Below are 24,538 nucleotides of genomic sequence, written 5' to 3' on the forward strand. Positions count from 1 at the left end.
GGCGTGCGGGCCCCCATGTCGTGGGTGCTACTTCTGGGAGCCCTCTCCGGAGCCGGGGCGGTTGCGCGAACGCACCACCACGAGCACGACCGCGCCGATCGCGGCGACGGCCACGACGACACCGGCCAGGATCATCAGCGGGGAGGTCCCGCCCTCCTCGGCGGCGGTCTCCTCGGCCACGGGGGCCTCGCTCGTGGTCTCCTCAGGTGTCTCCTCCTCGGCGCCCGCGGGGTCCTCCTCGGGCTCCTCGGGGGCGGCGGCCGCGACGGCCTCCTCGGACAGCGTGAAGCCCAGGGTGTCCTGGATGGGGTGGCCGTCCGAGGACACCACCCGGTACGAGATGCCGTACTCGCCCTCCTCGGTGGGCGGCGTGAGCGCGACGGACACGTCGGTGCCGTCGAAGGTCAGCTCGCCCTCCTGGATCTCCTCGCCCCCGGGGCTGGTCACGACGATGGCGCTGCCGCTGCCACCGGACATCGGGGCGTTGTTGAAGGTCAGCGTGACCTCCTCGGGGACGGTGTCCAGGGTGACGCCGTCCTCCGGGTCGGAGGCGATCAGCACGTCGTGGGCGAAGGCGGGGGCGGGGGCCAGCAGCAGCGCGGCGGCGAAGGGGGCGACCAGGGCCGCGGTACGGATTCTTCTCATGATCTTCTCTCAGGCCGTTCGGGTGCGGTTCGCGCCCGGCGGGCACGGGTCGGGGACCGGTGCCCGTCGGGGCTCTTCGGGGGACCGCCTCGACCGCCGGAGCCCTGGGGCTACGGGGCCGTGCGGAACGCGGGCGAACCGGGAGGCCCGCGGGGACCGTGTGTCGACGGCTCTGGGGAAGGCGGCGCGAGGGCCGGGGGCGCGACGGGCGCGACCCCGGACTCCGCGGGCGTGAGGTCGGGCAGGCGCGGTGGCCGAGGGAGGGCCCGGGAGACGGCGGCGGTGAGGAACCAGAGCGCGGACTCGCCATGGGACAGCAGCGCGGAGGCGAGCAGGGCCGCCCACAGGTGGGCGAACAGCATCCCCGGCGCGAGGCCCAGGGCGGCGGAGCCGTGCCCGGCGTGCTCGACCTGGACGGTCCCGGGTCCCGACAGCTGGAGGATCAGGTGCAGGGCGACCTGTGCGAGGGCCATCACGGCGAAGATGTCGCCGAAGCCCCGCATGATCCTGGTGAACCGCCAGAGGAGACCGAACAGGAACGCCGTGGCCAGGAGGAACCCCCAGGCCCCGGCGGGGCTGTCGGCCCCGACGTTGTGGCCCACCCAGGCAATGCCCGTGCACGCACCGGCGAGGAGCGCCGTGCGTGTGAGGCGGAGCGTGCCGTGAGCGGGTCGCACGATAGTGAACCTAGGCCGTGCCACAGGGGCCCGCAAGACCTCCGGACGTGAGAACGCGCTCGAACGTCTCGGAGTGGGCCCTCGGTGGCGGAGATGAGCCGCCGGACGCGAACCCTCGCGTCCGGCGGCGCCACCTCGCCAGGACGTGTTCGGCGGGCGCACGCGGCGTCCGCCGAACACGACCTAACCCGCCGGAACCAGCTCGCGGCGCATGTAGCGACGCTGCTCGGGGGTGGTGCCACCCCAGACTCCGTGAGCCTCCCCGGCGCGCAGGGCCCACCGCAGACATTCCGGGCGAACAGTACAGCTGCGGCAGACGTCCAGGGCCCGCTCCGTGTCGGTGCGGCCGATCCCGGTGCTGCTCACCGGGAAGAAGATCTCGGGGTCGTACGAGCGGCAGTTCCCCTGCTCGACCCAGTCCTCGCTGTCGTGGTACAGGCGGTTCACGGACGCCTCCGATCCCTGGTCAGTGGTCCTCGCCGTGTTCCCACGGCGGGGGCGACGAAGTTCGAGTCCGCACTGCCGTCCCGGGGGTGCCGGTCCCGCATGGGCTGCGGCGAAGCGGTGCGACTAATCGTAGTACTACATGAGGTCGTACTACACAGAGTCTGATGGAAAGTCGGAGATTCATCAAGGACGTACGACGGTGGTCCCGGTCTCCACTGGTCGGTCGGGGGTGAGCCGAAGGGCGGTTCGCGGGGGTTCGTCCGGCGTCTTGAACCGAAGGAAATTCCTGCGTACAAGTGGTTCCCACGGGTGTCACGCGTAACGTGTGACGTGGGTGGTGAGTCACCCAGGGCGATATGTCGCGAGCTTTCCACCGAATTGATGTGACTTAACGCACGCTTAATATTCGTCGTGGAGGCTCTATGTTTGACCCTGACGGTTGCCGACCACCCGCCCGCGAGTCACCTCTCACCTCGCGCGACGCCGGTCCGCCCTGGGGGCTGAAGCCCCTGATAGACAGGGCGTGGACGGGCGGTCCGGCCGCTACCCAGCGTCACCTGGGAGCCCCGCCCAAGGCGGAATCAAGCTGCTAAATAAACAAGCCCTACCCATTGGTAATCCTCCCAAACATCTGCGCGGAATCTCGCCGAAACTCCTTTGACCTTCTTTCGCTAAGTTCGATCGACGTGCCACATCAACGAACGAACCTCCAAGCACGCGACCGAATCGAAGGTGGGGCTGTGAGCTCCGAGACCACGGAGGCCGCGGGCCGTGAGGACGTGCGCCTCTCGCACCCCTCCCCGGAGGACGGGCCGCACATGTGGCGGTTGGCCGGCGACACGGGGATGGACGTGAACTCCCCGTACGCCTACACGCTCTGGTGCCGGGACTTCGCCACGACCAGCGTCGTGGCACGGGACGCCGACGGCCGGATGGCGGCCTACGTCACCGGCTACGTCCGTCCCGACAGCCCGGACACGTACTTCCTCTGGCAGGTGGCCGTCGGCTCCGAGTACCGGGGTCAGCGGCTGGCCCGCCGGATGCTCGACTTCATCGGCGAACGCCTCGCCGGACAGGGCCTGCGCTACCTCGAAGCGACCGTCACCCCCGACAACGAGGCCTCAAGGGCGCTCTTCTCCTCGTTCGCGCGGAGCCTGGGCGCGGAGGCCGTGTGGAGCCCGCTCTTCGGCGCGGAGCACTTCCCGAAGGACGGCGAAGGGCCCCACGACCCCGAGGACCTCGTGCGCATCGGGCCCATCGGCGCGCACTCCGACACCGACGACTAACCGACCGTCCCGGATCGAACGCGATCCCCACCCGCCCCTCGTCCCAAGCCCTGAGCCCACGAAGTTGGGGAAAGGAACCAAGGAACATCACGATGGAGACCTTCCAGCGCCTCGAGTCCGAAGTCCGCGGATACTGCCGGAACTGGCCTGTCGTCTTCGACAAGGCGGTCGGCAGCCACGTCCACGACGAGACCGGCCGCCCGTACCTGGACTTCTTCGCCGGGGCCGGATCGCTCAACTACGGGCACAACCACCCCGAGTTGAAGACCTCGCTCATCGAGTACCTGACCGACGACAAGATCGTCCACAGCCTCGACGCCTACAGCGTGGCCAAACGCGAGTTCCTGAAGACCTTCGAGGACGTCATCCTCAAACCCCGGAACCTGGACTACAAGGTCCAGTTCCCCGGCCCGGCGGGAAACAACGCGGTCGAGGCCGCGCTCAAGCTGGCCCGTAAGTACACCGGTCGCCAGACCATCATCAACTTCACCAACGGCTTCCACGGCATGACCCTGGGCGCCCTGGCCGTCACCGGCAACTCCATGAAGCGCGGCGGTGCCGGTGTGCCGCTCGACCACGTGGCCACCATGCCGTTCGACAACTACCTCGACGGGAAGACCCCGGACTTCCTGTGGCTGCGCACCCTCCTGGAGGACAGCGGCAGCGGTCTGGACGCCCCGGCGGCCGTGATCGTCGAGGCCATCCAGGGTGAGGGCGGCATCAACGTGGCCAGCGCCCCCTGGCTGCGGGGCCTCTCCGAGCTCTGCCAGGAGTACGGCATCCTGCTGATCCTGGACGACATCCAGATGGGCTGCGGCCGTACCGGCGAGTTCTTCAGCTTCGAAGAGGCCGGCATCACCCCGGACATCGTCACCCTGTCCAAGTCCATCAGCGGCTACGGCCTCCCGATGGCGCTCACGCTGTTCAAGCGCGAGCTGGACGTCTGGGAGCCGGGCGAGCACAACGGCACCTTCCGCGGCTTCAACCCGGCCATGGTCACCGGTACCGAGGCGCTGCGCCGCTTCTGGTCCGACGACACCTTCGCCCAGGCCACCCTGGCCAAGGGCGAACTGGTCGCGGGGCGCCTCGCCGAGATGGCGGAGGAGCACTCCGACTTCGGCGCGCACGTGCGCGGCCGCGGTCTGGCCCGTGGTCTGGCCTTCGACGCCGAGGGCGGCATCGCCAAGAAGGTCGCCGCCGGGTGCTTCGACCGTGGTCTGCTCCTGGAGACCTCCGGCCCCGAGGACGAGGTCGCCAAGCTGCTCCCGCCGCTCACCACGACGGAGGAGGAGCTGACCGCCGGCCTGGACATCATGGCCGACGCCGTCCGCGAGGCCGTCAAGGTTCCCCAGACCGCCTAGTACGCGACACGCCGGTGCGGTTTCGGACCGGCGTGCCCATCGAATCCGGCGCGGGGCCGACCAGTACCTCTACCCGGGGTGACGGTCGGCCCCGTACCGTGTACCACCAGCGCACACAGCGCGCATCAGAGCGTGAAGGAGACACAAGTGATCGTTCGCAGTATGGACGAGGTCAACGACACCGACGCTGACATCAAGACCGAGAACTGGCGGAGTCGTCGGATCGTCCTGGCGAAGGAGAAGGTCGGCTTCTCCTTCCACGAGACCGTTCTTTACGCGGGCACCGAGTCGACGTTCTGGTACGCCAACCACATCGAGCTCGTGCACTGCATCGAGGGCGAGGCCGAGCTGACCAACGAGGAGACCGGGGAGAAGCACATCATCACCCCGGGCACCCTCTACCTGCTCAACGGCCACGAGAAGCACACGGTCCGCCCGAAGACCGACTTCCGCGTGCTGTGCGTCTTCAACCCGCCGGTCACCGGCCGTGAGGTCCACGACGAGAACGGCGTCTACCCGCTGGTTGTCGAGGAGGACGTCAACGCCTAGGCGTAGAGCCAACGCGGGGCGGGGTCCGGTGGTCCGGACCCCGCTTTCGTGTTTTCGGGGGTAGGAATCCCTCGGTAACGGGCATAAGAACCCATAGTCACGAACCACAGGTGGCCAGCTCGGAGGGAGTACGTCGTCGGGTCACCCGACGAACAGCGACTCATAACCAGTGCATAACGGACCAATCGGGTTCAGTTACTGCACCTCGGGCTCGGGGAGGGAGACCCCGTACCAGCGCCGTCGTCCCGAGCACCCGGGCAACGGTCACGACCGCGGCCACCGAGCCGCGGACCCCGCCCACTTGAGGCGATCCAGCATCCGAACGCGTGAGGCCCTCGCCCCGTCCTTCGGGCGAAGGCTCCGCACCCGCGAGTTTTCGAGGAGCAGTCGTGAAGAATCAGGTACCAGCGCGTCGGCGGGGAACCTGGGGACGTCGAGACGCGTTCCGCCTGGCCGGAGCCGGCGTCGCGGTGGCCGCCCTGGCTCCGTCGCTCGCGTCGTGCTCCAGGGTCAGCAGCGGTGCGTCCCTGGCCGACCTGCGTGAGCAGGGGTTCGTCCGGGTCGGCCTCGCCAACGAGATCCCCTTCGGGTTCGTCGACGGGTCCGGGGAGGCCGCGGGGCAGTCGCCCGCCGTCGCCAAGGCCGTCTTCGAGGAACTGGGGATCCCGGAGATCGTCGCCACCTCCACCAGCTGGGACGGCCTGATCCCGGGCCTCCAGAACGACCAGTTCGACGTCCTCGCCGCCGGTGTGTTCATCACGCCGGACCGGTGTCAGGAGGTCGCCTTCAGCGAGCCGACCGCCACCGCACCCGAGGCCTTCATGGTCGCCCAGGGCAACCCCAAGGCCATCCAGCACTTCGAGGACATCGCCGCCGACCCTGACATCAGGCTGGCCGTGCTGAACGCCTCCGTGGAACAGAACTACGCCGAGTTCTTCGGCGTCCCCGAGGGCCAGATGGAACTCATCCCGGACCAGACGACCGGCTTCGAGATGCTGGAGAACGGCCGCGTCGACGCCATCTCCATGCTGAAGGTCTCGCACGAGTACCTGCTGATGGAGCGCGGCGGCGACTTCGAGGTCACCGAACCGTTCTACCCGGTCATGGACGGCAAGGAGGAGAAGGGCTGGGGCGGCCTCTGCCTGCGCCAGGGTGACGACGAGATGCTCGACGAGGTGAACCGGGTCATCGCCGAGTTCACCGAGAGCGGCCGCCTCCTCGAGCTCGGCGAGGAGTGGGGATTCACTGAGGACGACCTGCCCGACGGCACGAGCACCGCCGAGCTCTGCGAGGGCTGATCCAGCGTGGAGTTCCTGCAAGCACAGCTACCCCGCTACCTCGACGGTGCCTGGATCACACTCCAGCTCACCTTCGGGGGGGCCGTCCTGGCCTTCGTCTTAGCCATGGTCTTCGGGATCATGGGCACCGTACGGTCCTGGCTCCTACGCGCGATCACCACTGTCTACGTGGAGGTCTTCCGGGGGATCGCCGCTCTCGTGGTGATGTTCTGGTTCGTCTTCGCGGTCCCGGACATGACCGGTTTCGAGCTGGAGCCGATGTTCGCCGCGATCCTCGCGCTCGGCCTGAACGTCGGTGCCTACGGCGCCGAGGTCGTGCGGGCCGCGCTCAACGCGGTGCCCAGGGCCCAGGTCGAGGCCACCGTCGCGCTGAACCTCTCCTGGTTCCAGCGCATGCGCCTGGTTGTCGTGCCACAGGCGTGGGCGCAGATGCTGCCCACGTTCGGCAACCTGATCATCGAGCTGATGAAGGCGACCGCCGTGGTGTACATGGTCGGCATCCTCGACCTCACCGCCGTCGCCCGTGAGGTGCGCAGCGGTACGGGCGAGACGTTGGCCGCGTTCGCGATCGCGTTCGTCATCTACTACCTGATCGCGCAGGTGCTGATCTTCGGTATGCGACTGCTCGAGCGCCGCGCCAACCAGAAGCTGGGCCGTACCCCGCCGACCGGCGGCGGGATCATGAGCCTGCTCCGGCCTCCGTCGGTCGGTACCCAGGTGGGGGTGGCCAAGTAATGAACAACGATTCCACGCCCATGATCTGGGACTTCGCCTTCACCTTCGAGGTCATACCGAGCCTGCTCCAGGGCCTGCTGGTGACGATCCAGCTCACGCTGATCGGCTACAGCATCGCCCTGACCCTGGGCCTGTTGATCGCGGTCGTGCGACGGGTCCCGTACGTCGGTTCCATCGTGCACTTCGTCATGGAGTTCATCCGGACCACACCGCTGATCATCCAGCTGGTGTTCGTCTTCTTCCTGCTGCCGGCAAGCTACGCACTGCCGGTGGTCGGCCCGGTCCCCATCACGGCGTTCACCGTCGGTGTGGTGGTCCTCGGCATCCACTACGCGGCCTACACCGCCGAGGTGTACCGCTCGGGTATCGAGGGCGTGGCCAAGGGCCAGTGGGAGGCGGCCCGGGCCCTGAGCCTGCCGACCACACGGACCTGGGGAGCGGTCGTGCTTCCCCAGGCGATCCGCAAGGTCATCCCCGCTCTGGGCAACTACCTGATCTCCATGTTCAAGGACACGCCGCTGCTCTTCGCCATCGGTGTGGCGGAGCTGCTGACCAGGGCCCAGCGGGTCGGCAGCGAGAGTTTCCGGATGATGGAGGCCATCACCCTGGTCGGGCTCCTCTTCCTCCTGGTGAGCATCCCGTCCGCGATTGTGATTCGACGACTGGAGAAGCGATATGCCGCCGTCTGATACCCCTGAGAACACGACGGCACCGGGTGTCGGGGACGGCGTCGCCGACGGCCCGCTGATCGTGTTCGACCAGGTGGTGAAGCGCTTCGGCGACCTCACCGTCCTGGACCACCTCGACTTCGACGTGGCCGCCGGCGAGCGCGTCACCCTGATCGGGCCGAGCGGTTCCGGCAAGACCACCATCCTGCGCCTGCTCATGACGCTGGAGAAGGTCACCGAGGGCCGCATCAACATCGGCGGAGAGCCGTTCAGCCACATGCCGAAGGGCAGTGGCCTGGCCCTGGCCAGCGAGAGCTACCTGCGGCGCCGCCGCAAGAGCATCGGCATGGTGTTCCAGCAGTTCAACCTGTTCCCGAACATGACGGTGCGCAGGAACATCATGGAGGCGCCGGTCAACGTCCTCGGACTGTCCAAGGACGAGGCCAGCGCCCGGGCCGAGGAACTGCTGGACCTGGTGGGCCTGGGCGACAAGATCGACGCCCACCCGACCCAGCTGTCCGGCGGTCAGCAGCAGCGCGTGGCGATCGCCCGCGCCCTGGCGATGCGCCCGGAGATCCTCCTGCTGGACGAGGTCACCTCGGCCCTGGACCCGGAGCTGGTGGCGGGCGTGCTGGACGTGCTGCGGGAGGTGGCCGAGACCACCGACATCACGATGCTGTGCGTGACCCACGAGATGGGCTTCGCGCGGGACGTGTCCCACCGGGTCATGATGTTCGACGAGGGCCGCATCGCCGAGGAGGGCCACCCGGACCAGATCTTCGGGGACCCCCAGGAGGAGCGGACCAAGACCTTCCTGAAGTCGGTCCTGGAGAACGGGCACTAGATCCGGAGACGGGGCCCGCCCGGGCGTCGCGGCACACGACCGCGACGGTCCGGGCGGGCCCCGCCCCGTGTCACCTCCTGTTCGGCCTACTCGGCGACCAGGACGAAGAAGAGGAACCCGAGGAACCGGGTGCGCCCGCGGAGCCGCTCGGGCAGCAGGTGCCGGGGGGTGTCCGGCGCGAAGGGCGGTTCGTCGATGTCCGCGACGCGGAAACCGGCCCCGGTGAAGTCCCGGACCATCGCGTGCAGCGGGCGGTGCCAGACGCGCAGGACCGCCGTCCGGCCCTGGAACTCCCACTCCACCGGCCAGGGGGAGACCTCGAAGTAGTCGGTGTCCGGCTTCAGCAGCGCGTGGGCGGCCGGATGGTCCACGGAGACCAGGAGACGGCCGCCGGGCCTCAGGACCCGGCGCAGCTCCCGGAGCGGTCCCTCCCACTCCCTGAGGTAGTGCAACGACAGCGAGGAGACGACGTCGTCGAACCCGCCGTCGGGGAACGGGAGCGGTTTCGCCAGGTCGAGCACGCGCAGGTCGGCGTCGTCGCCGAGGCGCTTCCTGGCCAGCCCGACCATCTCCGTGCTGGAGTCGAACCCGGTCACCTCGGCGCCCCGGTTCCGCAGTTCCAGGGAGAGGGGGCCGGAGCCGCAACCCGCGTCCAGGATGCGGCGGCCGCCGACGTCACCGGCGAGGTTCAGCATGGCGGGGCGCTCGTAGTGAGCGTTCATGAGGTTGGCGTCGTTGTCGGCCGAGTACGCCTCGGCGAAGTCGTCGTAGTCGCTGGTGGTCACGTTGGCCTCGACTCCTGTTCGGGGGTGGTCGGGTCCGACGGTAAGCGGTCAGGAGCCCCTTGGGGGCGCCGTCCTCCGCCTCGGGACCACCTCGCCGGATTCCGGTCGTGGGTGACGCTCTCCGGGCGTGTCGGGGCCCTGGTGACAACGGGGTAACGACATACCGTAGTCATTAAGTCGCTTTTAGTTTTCCCTGGTGCAGAATGTGTGTTCTGAGACAGGGGGGACACTTGTGACCATGGTGCGAAGATGGGGGCTCGCCTGGGCCGTCGCCCTCGCCGCCGTCCTGATCATCGGGCCGGCGCTCATCCGGCCGGGGATGCGGGACGACGTCCTCGGTGAGTCGTCCGTGCTGTACCTGGTCTCCTGGATGCCGATGTTGATCGGCATCGTCATGGCCTGGGGACTCGTCCGGGCGTTCGGGCGACGGGACGAGCTGGACCGACGGATCGCCACCGCCATGGACGGCCACCCCGTCCTGCGCGAACTCGGCTGGATGGTGCTCCTGCTCGTCGGGTTCGTCCTCTCGATGGTCGTGCTGTCGTGGATCTTCACCGTCTACGGGGAGGAGACCGGCGTCTCCCCGGACCTCGCGATGTCCGTGGCGCTGGTCTCGCGCCTGCTGTTCCTGTTCGCCATCCCCCTGCTGATCCTGGACCGCTCGGGGCTGACTGTCGACGGCAAGGGCACCGCCATGCCCTCGATCGCCCTGAAGGTGGGGGAGCTCTGGCGCTGGCTCGGGGTGGTGCCCGTGTTCGTCACGGTGGTCCTGATGGGCTTCCTGATCACGCCGCACATCGGGCTCCCCGAGCCCTCACTCACGCTGTACGCCATGCTGGTCGCCTTCATGGTGATCGCCACCTGTGAGGAGATCTTCTTCCGGGGCATGATGCAGACCCGGCTGGAACTGCTCCTGGGGCGCTGGGGCGGCATCGTGCTGACCTCGGTGGTGTTCGCGATGACCTACGCGTTCATCCAGCCCTACGACGCCGTCTCCCAGCTTCCCGGCATCGACTTCGTGCACGACACCGGCATGGCCCTGCTCACCTACGGCGCCGCGGGCCTGTTCTACGGCTACCTGTGGGCCTGCTTCCGCAACACCTGGATCAACGTCCTCATGCGTGTGGCCATGTTCCTGCTCATCCTGCCGCCCGACCTCCAGATCGGCATCAGCCGGTAGCTCCGCCGCCCGCGAGTCCACGCGTCCCACCAGGTCAGGTGGGGCGCGTGATCGCGTCATGAGGCAAATCTTGCCCGGCGTCCAGGGACACGGGCCGCGATATGGGTACAGGTCCTCCACAGCAGTCGCGTTGCGGTCATTTTCCCCTCACGGGGACGTCACCGTGCGGTCATGCAAAAGGGGGAGTCTGCCCACTGTGAGCACGGAATCAGCGCCAACGCCAGCGGGGCCCGCCACCGCCGACCTTCCCGCCGACAGGTTCATGGACCGGGAGGAGGGGTGGCTCCGGTTCAACCAACGAGTGCTCGAACTCGCGGAGGACGAGAACATCCCGCTGCTCGAACGGACGCGGTTCCTCGCGATCTTCTCCAGCAACCTGGACGAGTTCTTCATGGTGCGGGTGGCCGGGCTCAAGCGCCGTCTGGCCACGGGCCTGTCCGTCGCCTCACCCAGCGGGCACCACCCCAGGGACCTGCTGGAGCGCATCTCCCTGTTCACACACGACCAGATCCTGCGCCTGATCGCCTGTTTCGAGGACAGCGTCGCCCCAGCCCTGGCCCGGGAGGGCATCAGCATCGTCCGGTGGAGCGAACTGGACGACCGCGAACGCGAGTACCTGCACGGCTACTTCCGCCGCGCCATCTACCCGCTGGTGACGCCGTTCGCGGTCGACTCCGCGCACCCCTTCCCCTACATCTCGGGCCGTTCGCTCAACCTCGCGGTCACGGTGCGCGACTCCAACGACGACCGGCCCATGTTCGCCCGGGTCAAGGTGCCCAGCGCGCTGCCCAGGTTCATCGAGCTCACCACCCACGGCGGCGGCCGCTTCGTCCCGGTCGAGGACATCATCGCCGCGCACCTGCCCCAGCTGTTCGAGGGCATGCAGGTGGTCGAACACCACGCCTTCCGGGTCACCCGCAACGCCGACCTGGAGGTCGACGAGGACGAGACCGACGACCTCGTCCAGTCCCTGGAGAACGAACTCCTGCGCCGCCGCTTCGGACCGCTCGTGCGCCTGGAGGTGGAACAGTCCATCAGCGACGGGGCGCTGTCCATCCTCCGCGAGCAGCTCGGTGCCGAGGAGGAGGAGATCTACCGGGTTCCGGGGCCCCTCAACCTGGCCGGGCTCGCCCAGATCGCCGACACCGACCGCCCCGACCTGCGCTACCCGCCCATGGTCCCGGTGGAACCGCGCGCGCTCACCTCCGGCGACCTGTTCGCGACCATCCGCGAACGCGAGGTGCTCGTCCACCACCCCTACGAGTCCTTCGCCACCACCACGGAGCGGTTCCTCACCCTGGCCTCCACCGACCCCAAGGTCGTGGCGATCAAACAGACCCTGTACCGCACGAGCGGCGACTCACCCATCGTCGAGTCGCTCATCGAGGCGGCCAGGGAGGGCAAGGAGGTCGTGGTCCTGGTCGAGGTCAAGGCCCGCTTCGACGAACAGAACAACATCCAGTGGGCCCGCAAGCTGGAGGAGGCGGGCTGCCACGTCGTCTACGGGGTCGTGGGGCTCAAGACCCACTGCAAGCTGTCCATGGTCATCCGCCAGGACGACGACGGCCTGCTCCGCCGCTACTGCCACGTGGGCACGGGCAACTACAACCCGAGCACCGCACGGATCTACGAGGACTTCGGCCTGTTCAGCGCCGCCGCGGAGGTGGGAGAGGACGTCAGCGACCTCTTCAACAGCCTCACCGGGTTCTCCCGCAAGAAGCACTACCGCAGGCTCCTCGTGGCCCCCGCCGCCCTGCGCCGGGGACTCCTCAAACAGATCGCCACCGAGGTGGAGAACGGCCTCAAGGGCGAGCCCGCCCACATCAGGATCAAGGTGAACTCCCTCGTCGACGAGGAGATCATCGACGCCCTGTACCGAGCCTCTCAGTCCGGGGTCGACGTCGACCTGTGGGTACGCGGCAGCTGCGTGCTGCGCGCCGGGGTTCCGGGCCTGTCCGAGAAGATCCGGGTGCGCAGCATCCTGGGCCGCTTCCTCGAACACTCACGGGTGTTCGTCTTCGCCAACGGCTGGCGTCCCAAGGTGTGGATCGGCAGCGCCGACCTCATGCCCCGCAACCTCGACCGGCGCGTGGAGGCACTGGTCCGGATCGCCGACCCCGAGCAGTGCCGTCGGCTTGTGGGCATCATGGAGCTGGCGATGTCCGACAGCACCTCCTCGTGGCGGCTCGAACCCGACGGCTTGTGGAAGCGGGTCACCCACGACGCGGAGGGCCAACCGCTGGTCGACCTCCAGGACACCCTGAGAGGCGACCGGCACCTGAGAGTGGTGGACGGGTGAACACCCACGAACACGGGGCAGGTCACGAGGGCCCCGACGCGGGACCCTCGAGGACGAACGTCCCCGAGATCCGTATGACCAGTGCCTTCCCGCCGCGCGACACCGCGGTGGGCGGCTACCTGGAACCCATCCGCGCGGGCGGCGCGGTGCTCTGGCGCGACGGCCCCTCCGGTCGGGAGGTCGTCCTCATCCGGCGCCCCGACCGGGGTGACTGGACCCTGCCCAAGGGCAAGCTCAAGAACGGGGAACACCCCATCATCGGCGCCGTCCGGGAGGTCGAGGAGGAGACCGGCCTCACTCCCGTGATGGGGCGCCGGCTCCCGCCGCAGCGCTACCTCAAGGACGGCTGGCCCAAACAGGTGGAGTGGTGGGCGGCCACCCCGGCCCAGCCCGGCGGGCGGATCGACTACGAACCGAACGAGGAGGTGGAGACGGTCGAGTGGGTCGCCGTCGAGGAGGCCCGTGCCCGTCTCACCTACGACCACGACGTGCAGGTGCTCGACAACTTCCGGGTCGGTCCCGCGCGGACCTTCCCGATCGTCCTGCTGCGGCACCTGTCAGCGGGGGAGAAGCGCTCCTGGACCGACAGTGACCTGCTGCGACCGCTCGACGAGACCGGCCGCGCCGACGCCCTCGCCCTGCCCCGGGTGTTGGGCGCCTACGGGGGACTGCGCGCGCTGACGTCGGCGGCGGCCCGCTGCACGGAGTCCCTGCTGCCGCTGACGGTCGAGTGCGACGTCCCGATGAGTACAGAGCGCGCCCTCACGGTGGGACTCGAGGGCGGGGGCTACGACGTGGAGGAGGCCCGGGAGGTCATCGCGCGCGTCCTGGACGAGCAACGGCCCACGGTCGTGTGCACCCACGGTGAGCTGGTCCCGCACCTGCTCACCGAGGCGCTCACACGGCTGGGCGCGCCGCTTTCGCAACAGCGCGGCCTGCGCAAGGGGTCGTTCTGGGTGGTGCACGTCTCCCCGGAGGGGGAGCTGGCCGGGGTGGAGCGGCACGGGGTGCGCGAGTAGGTCCGCCCGTCGGCCCCGGTGAGGGAGTGGTCCCCGACGGTGACATGATGCCGTCATGCCCAAACACATGGTGGCCCGGAGCGTCGTGGTCGACGCACCGGCCAAGCGGATCTTCGACATCGTCGCCACACCGTCCCAGCACGCCGTGCTCGACGGCTCCGGCACCGTCCAGGGCGGGCCGTCCGGCCCGGACCGGTTGGAGCTGGGCTCCGAGTTCGGCATGGACATGAAGATGCTCGGGCTCCCCTACCGGATGACCAACCGCGTGGTGGAGTTCGAGGAGGGGCGGCTCATCGCCTGGAGGCACGTGGGCTCGCACCGCTGGCGCTACGAGTTCCGGGAGCTGCCCGAGGGCGGGACCCTCGTCACCGAGACCTTCGACTACTCGCGGGGCCAGATCGCCCTCTACGTGCTGAGCGGGGCCCCGGCGCGCAACGCGCGGGGCATCCTCCTGACGCTGGACCGGCTCAAGGCGGCCGCCGAGGCCGAGGAGGCCTGACCGCGACCGGGGCTCGCGATCCCCCCGGTCAGCGGTCGACCGCCACGCACGGCACTCTCCGAAATGCCCTAAAGTTCGGCAAGGGCCGCGTTCCCCCGCGCCTCCCGGCCGCCGCGGCGCGCAGGGTGAGCGGGCCCGCTGACAGGGAGTTTCCGGTGACAGGCGTGCCGGTCGATGCGGGAAGTCGGGAGACCAGTGGTGGGAACGAGCTTGGGCGACGTGTGGCAGGACGTGCTGACCGGCCAGCCCGATCCGGAACAGTGGATCATCGTCACGACCGCCGTGGTCGCCCTGGCGGCCGTGCTGCTGGGTCCGCCCTGGCGCGTGGCTCGCAACGTCGTCACCATCGCCCATGAGGGCGGGCACGCACTCGTGGCCCTGCTCAGCGGCCGCCAGCTGACCGGGATCCGACTGCACTCGGACACGTCCGGGGTGACGGTCTCCCGTGGCAGGCCCACGGGTATCGGCATGATCCTCACGGTCTTCGCGGGCTACGTCGCCCCGAGCGTGATCGGCCTCCTCGGCATCCTCATGCTGATGGCGGGCTACATCACCGCGCTGCTGTGGCTGAGCATCGTGATCCTGGCGGCCATGCTGCTCATGATCCGCAACTTCTACGGCGTGCTGTCGGTCGTGGTCACCGGAGCGGTGGTCTTCGGGGTCAGCTGGTTCACCCCGCACGAGGTCCAGGCGGCCTTCGCCTACCTGTTCATCTGGTTCCTGCTGTTCGCCGGTGTGCGCCCGGTCATCGAGCTCCAGTCACAGCGAGTGCGCAACCCCTCCCCGCACTCCGACGCGGACCAGCTCGCCCGCCTCACCGGACTCCCTGGCACCCTCTGGGTCGGGGTGTTCCTGCTGGTGAACGCCGCCGTCACCGCCCTGGGCGTGTGGCTGCTGTTCTTCTGAGCGGGAGACGCCGACCCGAGAGACGAAAACAGGCCCCGCGTCAGGACGCGGGGCCTTCGTCGTGCCCGGAGGCGGTGCGGCTACTGGGCGGTCTGCGGGGCGCTGAGCGCCAGGGCGACCGAGGCGAACACCGGGATGCGGGTGTCCAGCGAGGTGACGCGCAGGGTCTGCACCACGCGCGGCAGCGGGGCGGCGATCACCAGGAGGGCCTGCTGTTCCTTGGCGGCCTTGTGGGCGCGGATCAGCACGCGCAGCCCACTGGAGTCGATGAACCGCAGGTCGGCGCAGTCCAGCACGACGCGGCCGAAGGGCTGCGTGGTCAACGCCTCCGTGACCGCCTCCTGGAAGCGGTTCTCGGTGGCCATGTCGATCTCGCCGTCCAGGGCCAGCACTCTTCCGGCCTCGTGGAGGGTGGAGGAAATGGTCAGGTCGGGCATTGCGACTCCGGCGTACTCGGGCCGAGCCCGACGGGTCGGCGAGGCAGGCCGCACGTCGCCCCATCGGGGACGTGCGGTGACCGGTGCGATGGATGCGTTACCGCGTGAGCCAAGCTGATGGTTCATCAAGTTCCTTGCGTGGTGCCCCGGGCTGGGAACCGGGGAGGAAACGCCTTTCTCGCCTGGTTTGCTCGGAAAAGCACGGCACCGGGGCAACGCCTGGCCAGGGCCAGGAGTTCCTGGTGCCGTGTGTCGGTGTGACGTGCGTCGGTGTGACGTGCGTCGGTGTGACGTGCGACGAGGGCTCGGTGCATGGTGTCCCCGCGCTCGGCCGTCCCGCCGTAGCCGGCGGCCGCGTCGGGTCCTCCACTCGTGAGAACCCGCCCGCGACGGCGGGCATTCCCCGGTGGGTCGCGGCGGGGACCGTGGCTGGGCCGGTGGTCCCCGGTGGACCCGACTCCTCCCGGCGCACTGTCAGGGCGCTGGGACGCGTTGGAGTCGGGGCCGTCCAGCCTCGGACTTTACCACAGCGCCGTGGCCGATTCGTGACGGGAGCGACGCAAGGTCGTGCCCCCGCCAATTCACCGTTTCCGGGATACCTGGTGTATGGATTACGCCTTTTGCACGCACGGGGGCTCCGCGGGGTTCTCCTCGGGTTCGCGCTCGCTCTGCTGGACCGCCCACACACACGCGGAGAGGGTGAGCGGGACCGCCACGGTCAGCGCCAGCGCGGGGATGGCCACGCCCGAGTCGTTGGCCGCGAATCCCACCAGGGCCGTCACCAGGGAACCGGTCAGCCCGGCCCGGAGTGTCGGGGCGTACTCGTAGGCCCGCTGGAGCGCGCCGATCCGCCATCTGCCCGGCCGGTTGAGGACGGCGAACAGGAACACCAGGGCCCCGGCGGCCAGCAGGGTGAGGTGCCAGTTGCCCAGGGTGCCCAGCATCGCGCCCAGCTTGCGGGCCAGCACCGTCCCGGCGTCCCCGTTCACCACCAGCTCCGCGAACGCGCCGAAGTGGCTGCGGTCCTCCACCGGGCGCAGGTAGTCCATCCAGGCCAGAAGGGAGATCGCCGTGACCGAGACGACGGCCACCGCGGCCATGCGCAGGGCGGTGATCCGCACCCCCGCGATCATCATCGTGGTCACCGCCAGACCGGGGATCAGCGCGATGACGCCGCCGAAGTCCGTGCCCAGCCCCGGCCAGCCGATGATCAGCACCGAGGCGGCTCCCACGACGATGGTCGTCACGACGGCGGCGCGGCGCCTGCCCCGCGAGATCAGCGAGTGGGAAATGCCCGCCACCGCCATGAGCATGCCGGTGGCGAAGGTCGCGAAGGCGATGTTGCCGATCCCGTAGAACCGTCCCGCCACGATCGGGGAGTACCCCGTGGGCGAGTTCATCTGGAGGTGCGCACCGACACAGAGGTCGACGAAGAGCACCAGGGTGGTCGCTCCCGCCACCACCGTCATCGGACCCAGGATCGTCCGGCGCCACGGTCCCGCCACAGCCAGTGCCACCACCAGAGCGTCCACGGCCAGGACCGAGGCCAGTAGGGCCAGCAGCGGGAACTGCGTCGCCCACCACGGGATCAGGTTGGCCAGATAACTCGCCACGGGGAAGGCCGCGCCCGCCAGCGCCACGACGCGCGTCACCGACAGCACCACGGCCCGCTTGCCCCGCTCGCCCCACGAGTACCGGTGCATCGCGTAGGCCGCCGCCGCGTAGATGAGCAGCTGGATGGCGACCAGGCCGCTGAAGAACCCGGGGATGGCCGTGCCCACGACAACGGCGGCGGTGTTGAAGTCCACCAGGCGGACCATGGCCTCCTCGGCGGGTTGCGGGCGGTCGGTGGTCTGCCACGCCCGACCGCCGGTGGGCCCGCCCGGATCCATGCCCAGAGTGCGCAGCACGGTGACGGTGGTGTCGGTCAGGGTCACCAACCCGGGACGCCGGGTGGACTCCGACGCCAGGAAGGCGGAGGGCCCGACCAGCCCCTGGGCTGTCATCTCCCCGGTGAGCGCCACGGTCAGCTGGGAGGGGCCGGTGTCCATGGAGACGCCGACCACCATCAGGGTCGCGCCCGCGGGCAGGTTCCGCACCAGAGCGGACAGCCGGGAGTCGAGTGTCTCCAGGGTGTCCTCGCGGATCTGCTCGGGCACGTCCTCGGGCTTGGCCTCCTGGGGTTCGTCGTCCTCGTCGGGTTCGGCGGGGTACAAGCTGGTCAGCTCGGGCAGTTCCACCGTCGCGAGGGACACGCCCTGGAGGCGCTCCTGGGAGAGGTCGCGCGCCGAGTCGACGTAGTGGTCGACCCGCCCCGACTCGTCCGCGGCGCCCAGAGCGGCGCCCGGACCGGCGGCCAGGGTCAGACCGCCCTGGTCACGCACGGTCTGTCCGAGCAGGCCCACCGGTGCGGAGAAGACCGACCGCGCGTTCTGGTCGACGAAGTCGCCGAATCCCGGGACGGTCGCTCCCGACCCGTCCACGACCGGCTCCGGGGCGGGCTCGCACACGGTGAAGCGCTCACGGTCGGAGAGTGCGCGCTGCCCGGCCGAGACCGAGAGCCACCCGTCAGTGGGGCAGGTCCGCGAGGTGGCGGTGCGGATGGACACGTTGCCGATCGCCCCGGCCTCGGCCATCTCCCACAGCGCGGGCGTGTGCTCGGGGGTGACGTCCTCCCAGAGCAGGCCCGGAACGCCCACCAGCACGACAGGGCCGTCGGCCTGACCGGTGTGGTCCGGGCCGAGGTTCGCGGAGGCCCCCGAGCTCGCGGCGGCGGGAGCCGTGCAGAGCAGGACCGCGGCTACCAAGATGAGGGCGTACAGGCGCCTTCTGGGGCTCCTGCGCGGGAGCCCCCCTGGGAGCCCGCCCGGGCGCCCTCCAGGTCGCCGGGCACGGCCTTCGGCCGAACACCGTTCCGAGCGCAGGCCGAGCCATCGACTCGGTGACATGGCGGTCCCCCCGATCGCGATCACCTCACTGGTCGCCCACCCTAGTGATCACACCGCTCTGAGCGGGGAAAACGGCGATTCCGGACAGGGAGGAACCGGACGGGAGAAGCGGGGCGCGGAGTACCGGGGGACCGGGGCGCGGCCTCGGGGCGGGCACCGTGGTTCAGGGGGTCAGGCCCCACTCCTCCAGGGTCGCGTCGGCGTCGGGCAGGGGGCGTCCCCGGGTGACCTCGCCGGGGGTGCGGCCGAACCTCGGCGCCGGGCCCGCCACCAAGCGGTCGCCCTCGCCCCGCACGAGCGCGCCCCGGGCCCGCACGTGCGGGTGGTCGGGCGCCTCCGCCAGGGACAGGACGGGCATCACACAGGCGTCGGTGTCCTCGAACACCGCACCCCACTCGTCACGACCGCGCGTGCGCAGCACCTCGGCGAAGCGTGCGCGCAGCCGGGGCCACCCCTCGGTGTCCCACTGTTCGGGCAGGTCCTCGCCGTCCAGCCCCACTCCCGCGAGGAACGCGGCGTAGAACTGCGGCTCGATGCAGGCCACGGAGACGTGGCGGCCGTCGGAGCACTCGTAGACGTCGTACCAGGGAGCGCCGGTGTCGAGGTAGTTGGTGCCGCGTTCGTCGGTCCACGCTCCGCGCGCGCGGTCCTCGTGCACCATCGACATCAGCAGGGCGCTGCCGTCCACCATCGCGGCGTCCACGACCTGGCCGCGCCCGGAACCGCGCCGCTCCAGGAGTGCGGCCAGGACACCCGTGACCGCGAACATCGTCCCTCCCGCGAAGTCACCGAGCAGGTTGATGGGCGGGACCGGGGGCCCTTCCGCGCGTCCGATGGAGTGCAGGGCTCCGTTCACGGACACGTAGTTCATGTCGTGCCCTGCGGTGCGGGCCAACGGGCCGTCCTGCCCCCAGCCGGTGACCCGCGCGTACACCAGGCCCGGGTTGAGCTCCAGACAGTCGTCGGGGCCAAGGCCCAGCCGTTCCATGACCCCCGGTCGGAAGCCCTCCAGGAGGACGTCGGCGCGGGCGACGAGTTCGCGGGTGCGGGCCATCCCCTCGTCGGACTTGAGGTCGGCGCCGACCACGGTGCGCCCCTCGCTCATGTGCGGTCCCGTGGAGCCGCCGTTCATGGCGTCGGCGGCCATGGGGCGGTCGATCCGGATCACGCTGGCGCCCATGTCAGCCAGCAGCATCCCGGCCATCGGTGCCGGGCCGATCCCGGTGAACTCGACGACGCGGGTTCCGTTGAGCGGTCCCATGGTGCCTCCGGGGTGTTGGTCGGGAGTGGTGACTAGAACGACGTTCGGTTCATTGTGCAGGCTGTGTCGCCCCGACGCCAGGTCGCCGACTCCGGTCGGGGAGGGGAAAAGAATAGAGGGAAATACGTGATTTGCCAGGGAATGGTTTTCGGGTCATGTCAAAACTCCACGTACTCCTGGTGTTAATGTGACCCTGTTCGGCGCCCCCGAACTCCCCTCCACCACCGAGAACTCCACGAACCAACCCTTGAAGAAGGGCTCGGAAGTCATGCCCAGAAAACCCGGGAAGAACGGCGCCAGCCGCCGTTCCCGAAGGCGTCGGCGACGCAGGGCGTCCCTCGTCCTTCCGCTGCCGGTGATGGCGGCCGCCGTCGCCGCCGTACTGGCCGCGGCGGGCGGAGGAACGGCCCTGGCCATGGAGAAGACCGTCCGGCTGGACGCCAACGGTGAGCAGAGCGAGGTCCGTACCTTCGGCGACAGCGTCCAGGACGTTCTCGACTCCGCCGGGATCGAGCTCGGCGAACACGACGTGGTCGCCCCCTCCCCGGACACCACCCTCAGCGCCGGTGACCACGTCGTGGTCCGCTCGCCCCGAGAGCTCACCGTCGACCTCGACGGGCACGAACTCGCCCACCGGGTGCACGCCGCCACCCTCGGCGAGGCCCTCGGACAGATCGGACTCGACCCCGAGGGCGTCGAACTCTCCCTGGCCCACGACGCCGCGATCCCCGAGGGCGGGCTCGAGGTGAGTGCCCAACGCGCTCCCCGGATGGTCGTCATGTACGACACCGTGCGCTCCGAGACCCGCACCACCGGCGAGACCGTCGCCGACGTGCTCAGCGCGGCAGGGGTCGAGACCGGCGAGCACGACATCGTCTCCCCGGAACCCGACGAGCCCGCCGAACCCGACATGGTCGTCCGCGTCCTGCCCGCCCTCGGCACACCCGAGACCGAGGAGGTCGTGATCGAGGCCGAGACGGTCGAGCGCGAGAACCCCGACCTCCCCGAGGGCGAACGCGAGGTCGTCACCGAACCGGAGGACGGGCTCAAGGAGGTCACCACGCTGCGTGTCCTGCGCCACGGAGAGGAGGTCGAGCACGAACTCTCCGAGAAGGTCGTCACCGAACCCGTCGAGGGCCTCGTGGAGATCGGCACCAAGGTCGAGGAGGAGCCCGACCCCGACGAGGCCAGCGGCGAGGCGAGCGGCCTCAACTGGGCCGGGCTGGCCCAGTGCGAGTCCGGAGGCAACGCCTCCGCGGTGAACTCGGCCGGCGGCTACTACGGGCTCTACCAGTTCAGCCCGAGCACCTGGGCGTCGGTCGGCGGCAGCGGGCTGCCCTCCGAGGCCAGCCCCGCCGAGCAGACCCAGCGCGCCCAACAGCTCTACGACACCGTCGGCGGGAACTGGCAGAGCCAGTGGCCGCACTGCGGGGTCCACCTCTTCGACTGACCGGGACGAACAGGCCGTTCGTCGGGAGGCGATCCCACCGAACACGGCGTGGATGAGCGGGTGGGCGGCGGCTGGCAAGATGTGTGGGTGACACAGACACCCGAATCCGACCCCGCCGACCGTTCCCGCCTGCTCACCCCCGCCGACGTGCGGGCCCTCGCCGAGCGGTTCGGTATCCGGCCCACCAAGACCCTGGGCCAGAACTTCGTCATCGACCACGGCACCGTCCGCCGCATCGTCCGTGTCGCGGGCGTCGGCGCCGACGACGTGGTCGTCGAGGTGGGGCCCGGACTCGGCTCGCTCACCCTCGCGCTGCTCCCGCACGTGCGGCAGGTCACCGCGATCGAGATCGACCCGGGGCTGGCCGAGGCGCTGCCCGGCACCGTCGCCGACCACGCCCCCGACCTCGCCGACCGGCTCACGGTGGTGCCCGGCGACGCCATGCGCGTCACCGAACTGCCCGGCCCCGCCCCCACCGCGCTCGTGGCCAACCTGCCCTACAACGTCTCCGTGCCGGTCCTGCTGCACCTGCTCGAACTCCTGCCCAGCCTGGAACGGGTCCTGGTGATGGTGCAGGCCGAGGTCGCCGACCGGATCACGGCCACCCCAGGTGGCCGTATCTACGGGGTGCCCTCCGCGAAGGTCGCCTGGTACGCCAGCGCGCGCCGGGCCGGTTCGGTCGGCCGTAACGTCTTCTGGCCCGCGCCCAACGTCGACTCCGGGCTGGTGGAGCTGATCCGCCGTCCCGAGCCCAGCACGAAGGCGCCGCGCCGGGAGGTCTTCAAGGTCATTGACGCCGCCTTCGCCCAGCGCCGCAAGACCCTGCGCGCGGCCCTGTCCGGGTGGGCGGGCTCGGCCCCCGCCGCGGAGGAGGCGCTCCGGGCCGCCGGTGTCCAGCCGAGCGCGCGCGGTGAGTCCCTGGGCATCGAGGAGTTCGCGGCGATCGCGGAGCACCGGCCGGAGTAGTGCCCGGAGTGCCGTTGGGGCACCGGCGGGAGTGCTCCTGGAGCGCCGCCCGGGGTGCGCTGGGCGCACCGCCAGGGGGTAGCCGCGGGAGTGGCTCGGCCGGGGACACCGCCGGGAGCAGCGGCCGAGGCGTGCGGTGTGCCCGGAGCGCGCCAGGGGCTGGCCGGGGAGTGGGCGGCGGACGGTGACGCGTGACGGTTGGACGCGCGGGCGTTCGGGTGGGGTGGGTTTCGGACAGGAACTCGCCGGCATCCGATCGCCGCGCATGACGAAGGGGCGCCCTCCGAGGAGGACGCCCCTTTCCTGTTCCTGAAGCCGGACGGCGAATCAGCCCCGGTCCGGCGGGGGAGGGAGTTCCTCCGACTCCCGGGGGCGGGACCGGAACAGGGCCCGCGCCACCGCGGCCACGCCCAGACCCACCGCCAGCACCGGCAGCAGCCACAGCACGTTCGGTTCCCACTCACCGCTGCCCCGGACGACGAACGCGACCGCGAGCCCCAGGAACAGCAGTCCCGCGAGCAGCGAACCCCAGTCAGTTCCCCGCTTGGTCATACCGCACCTCCACTGTTCCGGCCCTGCTCATGGCGTGCACGTTGATCACCGGCACACCGTCCTGTCCGTTCCCTGCTTCCCCGGTCCCCTCGGCGCTTCCGGATCCGTCGGTACTCCCGGAACCCTCCGGGGCTCGCGTCGGCTCGAAGGTCTCCTCATGGGTGACGCGCAGCCCGGTCACGAAGTCGCCGTCGGGCTCGGCGTCCCCGACACCGACCGTCCCGGCCCAGACGTTCGACACCAGGTTGACGCGGGCGTCCTCGGGGATCACCAGGACCAGGGAGCCCACGTCCACCCGGGCCGTCACGTCCACCGACTCACCGGGGTCGACGTCCGCGGGCAGCCCCGTCAGGTCCAGCGTCCCCGACCCCACGTTCAGCCACAGGTCGTCCGACCCGGCCTCGGCGGCCGTGGCCGGCGCCCAGTCCCGGTCACCGATCCGGACCTTGGTGACGTCGGTGGCGGACACCAGCATCGCGCCGAGCACGGCGAGGCAGCCCAGGGACATCAGCCCCCGAGGGTTGCCCACCCAGGCCCCGACCAGTGCGTACAAACCGATCACCGCCACCACGGCGGCCATGAAGTAGACACCGAGGTCCGGCCCCCACAGCAGCTGGGCGGTGCTCGCCTCGGACACGGGCGGGCCCAGGTGCGGAGCGGTGAACGCCCACGCGATCCCCATGGCGACCACGGTCCACAGCGCGTGTGAGGCCAGCGGTGAGGAACGCGGCTTCCATCCGTGACCGGAACCGTCGCCACGGCAGCCCCCGCCGTGCCGGTCCGCCTCCTTCCTCCCTCCGTCGCAGGTGTCCTCGTCCCCGTCGTCCTCGTACTCGTCCTCTTCGTCGTCCGGGTCCAGCGACGTGCGCTCGGACACCACCGCCAGGTCCACCGGGCCCTGCGGGGCCGAGGCCCACGGCTGGGCCGGGTTGTAGTAGGCGGGAACCGGTTGCGGCACCGGACCGGTGGGTGGCGGTTCGCGCGTGGCGAGGTCCGAACGGAGCGCGAGCAACGAGGCCCGCAGGTCCACACCCCGGTTCCTCGCGGTCAGCAACCCCAGGACCAGCGGGATCGCCAACACGAGCGTTCCCCAACCGAACCCGCCCACCAGGCTGAGCGCCGTGGCTCCGGCGAGGCCGACGGTCAGCAGCTTCAGCACCGCGTGCGGCGGGATGCTGCGGTTGAGCATCTGCTCGAAGGTCGCCGGACCGCCCTCCGAGTCGCGCATGAGCATCCACGCCGCGATGTACAGCAGCAGCCCGGCACCACCGGCGAACGCGGTCAGCACGAACGCCGCCCGCCACACGACGGGGTCCACCCGCGTGTACGCGCCCAGTCCGGCGCACACCCCGGCCAGGGCCTGTCGCTGGTCGTCGCGGCGCAGCTCGGGGCCGGTCGCCCGGCCCGACGCCCCAGCGGGCGGATGGTTCTCGGTGGCGACGCCCTCGGCCGCCGTGGCCCCGAAGCCGGAGCCCGAGCCGGAACCGAAAGCGGTGGGACCCCCGGGGCCAGTGGGACCGCCCCCGGGGGGGCCGTACCCGAAGGCCGCCCCGTCTCCAAGGGCCCCGTTGCCCAGAGGGCCGCCCCCCGCCGACGCCCCGGTCGGCGACTGTCCGTCAGACATGGACGCTCACCACACTTTCCTCATGGAACCATCGTGACCTCTGATACGTCGCGAAGGGAATCCGGGACGACCCTGAACCCACCCTGACCAGAACACCAGGGC

At 70.1% G+C, this 24,538-nt stretch carries 23 protein-coding genes; 14 read left to right on the top strand and 9 right to left on the bottom strand.

The window, feature by feature from the left end; translation table 11 throughout:
- Positions 1–27 precede the first annotated feature (27 nt).
- The 3 genes from KBX21_RS18235 to KBX21_RS18245 all read right to left on the bottom strand — a co-directional run bounded on the left by KBX21_RS18235 (position 28) and on the right by KBX21_RS18245 (position 1,769).
- Positions 28–645, bottom strand: a complete 618-nt coding sequence (locus tag KBX21_RS18235; RefSeq protein WP_210842619.1) for a copper resistance CopC family protein — start codon at positions 643–645, stop codon at positions 28–30.
- Positions 646–755: 110 nt separating this feature from the next.
- A complete protein-coding gene (locus KBX21_RS18240) occupies positions 756–1,322 on the bottom strand; it encodes a copper resistance protein (protein WP_210842620.1) in 567 nt (188 codons plus the stop codon).
- 183 nt (positions 1,323–1,505) lie between these two features.
- Positions 1,506–1,769: a WhiB family transcriptional regulator gene (locus tag KBX21_RS18245; protein WP_049569348.1), complete on the bottom strand. Its 264-nt coding sequence runs from the start codon at positions 1,767–1,769 to the stop codon at positions 1,506–1,508.
- Positions 1,770–2,548: 779 nt separating this feature from the next.
- On the opposite strand from KBX21_RS18245, the gene ectA reads away from it, so the two are divergent.
- The 7 genes from ectA (at position 2,549) to ehuA (ending at position 8,510) form a co-directional block, all read left to right on the top strand.
- Positions 2,549–3,055, top strand: a complete 507-nt coding sequence (gene ectA / locus KBX21_RS18250) for a diaminobutyrate acetyltransferase (RefSeq protein WP_255352558.1) — start codon at positions 2,549–2,551, stop codon at positions 3,053–3,055.
- A gap of 92 nt (positions 3,056–3,147) precedes the next feature.
- Entirely contained in the window at positions 3,148–4,416 is a 1,269-nt protein-coding gene (gene ectB, locus KBX21_RS18255) for a diaminobutyrate--2-oxoglutarate transaminase (RefSeq protein WP_210842621.1), read from the top strand.
- Between the two features lie 147 nt (positions 4,417–4,563).
- Positions 4,564–4,965, top strand: a complete 402-nt coding sequence (locus tag KBX21_RS18260; RefSeq protein ID WP_026129663.1) for an ectoine synthase — start codon at positions 4,564–4,566, stop codon at positions 4,963–4,965.
- A gap of 449 nt (positions 4,966–5,414) precedes the next feature.
- Complete coding sequence (gene ehuB, locus KBX21_RS18265; protein ID WP_369801061.1) at positions 5,415–6,263, top strand: ectoine/hydroxyectoine ABC transporter substrate-binding protein EhuB; 849 nt, start codon at positions 5,415–5,417, stop codon at positions 6,261–6,263.
- Between the two features lie 6 nt (positions 6,264–6,269).
- A complete protein-coding gene (ehuC, locus tag KBX21_RS18270; protein ID WP_049569355.1) occupies positions 6,270–6,998 on the top strand; it encodes an ectoine/hydroxyectoine ABC transporter permease subunit EhuC in 729 nt (242 codons plus the stop codon).
- A 20-nt stretch (positions 6,999–7,018) separates the two neighbouring features.
- Positions 7,019–7,687 (top strand): ectoine/hydroxyectoine ABC transporter permease subunit EhuD, encoded by a 669-nt coding sequence (ehuD, locus tag KBX21_RS18275; RefSeq protein WP_210842634.1) that lies wholly within the window; start codon positions 7,019–7,021, stop codon positions 7,685–7,687.
- Positions 7,674–8,510, top strand: a complete 837-nt coding sequence (gene ehuA / locus KBX21_RS18280) for an ectoine/hydroxyectoine ABC transporter ATP-binding protein EhuA (RefSeq protein WP_282104566.1) — start codon at positions 7,674–7,676, stop codon at positions 8,508–8,510. Before ehuD ends, ehuA begins: the two co-directional genes overlap by 14 nt.
- An 86-nt stretch (positions 8,511–8,596) precedes the next feature.
- Here the strand turns inward: ehuA and KBX21_RS18285 are convergent, their stop codons facing one another.
- Positions 8,597–9,295 (bottom strand): class I SAM-dependent methyltransferase, encoded by a 699-nt coding sequence (locus KBX21_RS18285; RefSeq protein WP_210842622.1) that lies wholly within the window; start codon positions 9,293–9,295, stop codon positions 8,597–8,599.
- A gap of 238 nt (positions 9,296–9,533) precedes the next feature.
- On the opposite strand from KBX21_RS18285, the gene KBX21_RS18290 reads away from it, so the two are divergent.
- The 5 genes from KBX21_RS18290 (at position 9,534) to KBX21_RS18310 (ending at position 15,198) form a co-directional block, all read left to right on the top strand.
- On the top strand, positions 9,534–10,475 hold the full coding sequence (locus KBX21_RS18290; RefSeq protein ID WP_247665942.1) for a CPBP family intramembrane glutamic endopeptidase: 942 nt from the start codon (positions 9,534–9,536) through the stop codon (positions 10,473–10,475).
- A 196-nt stretch (positions 10,476–10,671) separates the two neighbouring features.
- Positions 10,672–12,774: an RNA degradosome polyphosphate kinase gene (locus KBX21_RS18295; RefSeq protein WP_082206331.1), complete on the top strand. Its 2,103-nt coding sequence runs from the start codon at positions 10,672–10,674 to the stop codon at positions 12,772–12,774.
- Positions 12,775–12,848: 74 nt separating this feature from the next.
- Complete coding sequence (locus KBX21_RS18300) at positions 12,849–13,793, top strand: NUDIX hydrolase (protein WP_049569429.1); 945 nt, start codon at positions 12,849–12,851, stop codon at positions 13,791–13,793.
- Between the two features lie 55 nt (positions 13,794–13,848).
- Positions 13,849–14,292 carry an SRPBCC family protein gene (locus KBX21_RS18305; RefSeq protein ID WP_049569363.1) on the top strand — a complete coding sequence of 148 codons (444 nt, stop codon included), beginning with the start codon at positions 13,849–13,851 and terminating at the stop codon, positions 14,290–14,292.
- A gap of 174 nt (positions 14,293–14,466) precedes the next feature.
- The gene (locus tag KBX21_RS18310) at positions 14,467–15,198 is read left to right on the top strand and encodes a M50 family metallopeptidase (RefSeq protein ID WP_199776500.1); all 732 of its coding nucleotides are present in this window, start codon (positions 14,467–14,469) and stop codon (positions 15,196–15,198) included.
- Positions 15,199–15,278: 80 nt separating this feature from the next.
- Here the strand turns inward: KBX21_RS18310 and KBX21_RS18315 are convergent, their stop codons facing one another.
- The 3 genes from KBX21_RS18315 to KBX21_RS18325 all read right to left on the bottom strand — a co-directional run bounded on the left by KBX21_RS18315 (position 15,279) and on the right by KBX21_RS18325 (position 19,844).
- Entirely contained in the window at positions 15,279–15,635 is a 357-nt protein-coding gene (locus tag KBX21_RS18315; RefSeq protein ID WP_049569369.1) for an STAS domain-containing protein, read from the bottom strand.
- A gap of 611 nt (positions 15,636–16,246) precedes the next feature.
- Positions 16,247–18,445, bottom strand: a complete 2,199-nt coding sequence (locus KBX21_RS18320) for a hypothetical protein (protein WP_210842636.1) — start codon at positions 18,443–18,445, stop codon at positions 16,247–16,249.
- A gap of 301 nt (positions 18,446–18,746) precedes the next feature.
- Positions 18,747–19,844 (bottom strand): CaiB/BaiF CoA-transferase family protein, encoded by a 1,098-nt coding sequence (locus KBX21_RS18325; RefSeq protein WP_210842623.1) that lies wholly within the window; start codon positions 19,842–19,844, stop codon positions 18,747–18,749.
- A 358-nt stretch (positions 19,845–20,202) separates the two neighbouring features.
- Between KBX21_RS18325 and KBX21_RS18330 the strand changes: the two genes are divergently transcribed.
- Together KBX21_RS18330 and rsmA are read left to right on the top strand one after the other, a co-directional pair.
- The gene (locus KBX21_RS18330; protein ID WP_210842637.1) at positions 20,203–21,294 is read left to right on the top strand and encodes a resuscitation-promoting factor; all 1,092 of its coding nucleotides are present in this window, start codon (positions 20,203–20,205) and stop codon (positions 21,292–21,294) included.
- Positions 21,295–21,375: 81 nt separating this feature from the next.
- The gene (gene rsmA / locus KBX21_RS18335) at positions 21,376–22,260 is read left to right on the top strand and encodes a 16S rRNA (adenine(1518)-N(6)/adenine(1519)-N(6))-dimethyltransferase RsmA (RefSeq protein ID WP_210842638.1); all 885 of its coding nucleotides are present in this window, start codon (positions 21,376–21,378) and stop codon (positions 22,258–22,260) included.
- Positions 22,261–22,587: 327 nt separating this feature from the next.
- Here the strand turns inward: rsmA and KBX21_RS18340 are convergent, their stop codons facing one another.
- Positions 22,588–22,812 (bottom strand): hypothetical protein, encoded by a 225-nt coding sequence (locus tag KBX21_RS18340; RefSeq protein ID WP_210842624.1) that lies wholly within the window; start codon positions 22,810–22,812, stop codon positions 22,588–22,590.
- Complete coding sequence (locus KBX21_RS18345; RefSeq protein WP_247665945.1) at positions 22,793–24,436, bottom strand: PspC domain-containing protein; 1,644 nt, start codon at positions 24,434–24,436, stop codon at positions 22,793–22,795. Before KBX21_RS18345 ends, KBX21_RS18340 begins: the two co-directional genes overlap by 20 nt.
- Positions 24,437–24,538: the final 102 nt, after the last annotated feature.

The sequence above is a fragment of the Nocardiopsis sp. B62 genome (assembly GCF_018070675.1).
Taxonomy (GTDB): Bacteria; Actinomycetota; Actinomycetes; order Streptosporangiales; family Streptosporangiaceae; genus Nocardiopsis; species Nocardiopsis prasina.

Excerpts from the sequence above, each read along its gene's own strand:
- KBX21_RS18235 (WP_210842619.1), bottom strand. The coding sequence starts at position 645 with ATGAGAAGAATCCGTACCGCGGCCCTGGTCGCCCCCTTCGCCGCCGCG.
- ectB (WP_210842621.1), top strand. The coding sequence starts at position 3,148 with ATGGAGACCTTCCAGCGCCTCGAGTCCGAAGTCCGCGGATACTGCCGG.
- ehuD (WP_210842634.1), top strand. The coding sequence starts at position 7,019 with ATGATCTGGGACTTCGCCTTCACCTTCGAGGTCATACCGAGCCTGCTC.
- ehuA (WP_282104566.1), top strand. The coding sequence starts at position 7,674 with ATGCCGCCGTCTGATACCCCTGAGAACACGACGGCACCGGGTGTCGGG.
- KBX21_RS18290 (WP_247665942.1), top strand. The coding sequence starts at position 9,534 with ATGGTGCGAAGATGGGGGCTCGCCTGGGCCGTCGCCCTCGCCGCCGTC.
- KBX21_RS18300 (WP_049569429.1), top strand. The coding sequence starts at position 12,849 with ATGACCAGTGCCTTCCCGCCGCGCGACACCGCGGTGGGCGGCTACCTG.
- KBX21_RS18305 (WP_049569363.1), top strand. The coding sequence starts at position 13,849 with ATGCCCAAACACATGGTGGCCCGGAGCGTCGTGGTCGACGCACCGGCC.
- KBX21_RS18310 (WP_199776500.1), top strand. The coding sequence starts at position 14,467 with ATGCGGGAAGTCGGGAGACCAGTGGTGGGAACGAGCTTGGGCGACGTG.
- KBX21_RS18315 (WP_049569369.1), bottom strand. The coding sequence starts at position 15,635 with ATGCCCGACCTGACCATTTCCTCCACCCTCCACGAGGCCGGAAGAGTG.
- KBX21_RS18325 (WP_210842623.1), bottom strand. The coding sequence starts at position 19,844 with ATGGGACCGCTCAACGGAACCCGCGTCGTCGAGTTCACCGGGATCGGC.
- KBX21_RS18330 (WP_210842637.1), top strand. The coding sequence starts at position 20,203 with ATGGCGGCCGCCGTCGCCGCCGTACTGGCCGCGGCGGGCGGAGGAACG.
- KBX21_RS18340 (WP_210842624.1), bottom strand. The coding sequence starts at position 22,812 with ATGACCAAGCGGGGAACTGACTGGGGTTCGCTGCTCGCGGGACTGCTG.
- KBX21_RS18345 (WP_247665945.1), bottom strand. The coding sequence starts at position 24,436 with ATGTCTGACGGACAGTCGCCGACCGGGGCGTCGGCGGGGGGCGGCCCT.